Raw genomic sequence first — 207 nt, 5'->3', positions numbered from 1 at the left:
GCCCAAATGCGGTGCACGTGTTTGACCATTTCCATGTGGTAAAGCTTATGAACGAGAAGCTGGATGAGATACGCAGGATACAATACCACATGGAAAAAGACATCAACAAACGTAAGGTGTTGAAAGGCACACGCTACCTGCTGCTGAGCAATGGAGTGGACATCTTTGACAAGGAGTATAAGACGAGGCTTGACAACGCGTTGGCCA

At 47.3% G+C, this 207-nt stretch carries 1 protein-coding gene; it reads left to right on the top strand.

Annotated features, from left to right (window positions below; all coding sequences use genetic code 11):
* On the top strand, positions 1–207 hold a 207-nt coding region (locus I6E24_RS17725; RefSeq protein WP_235329891.1), incomplete at both ends, for a transposase.

Source organism: Bacteroides caecigallinarum (assembly GCF_021530995.1).
Classification (GTDB): domain Bacteria; phylum Bacteroidota; class Bacteroidia; order Bacteroidales; family Bacteroidaceae; genus Phocaeicola; species Phocaeicola faecigallinarum.
This window is presented reverse-complemented; position numbering and strand designations above follow the sequence as displayed.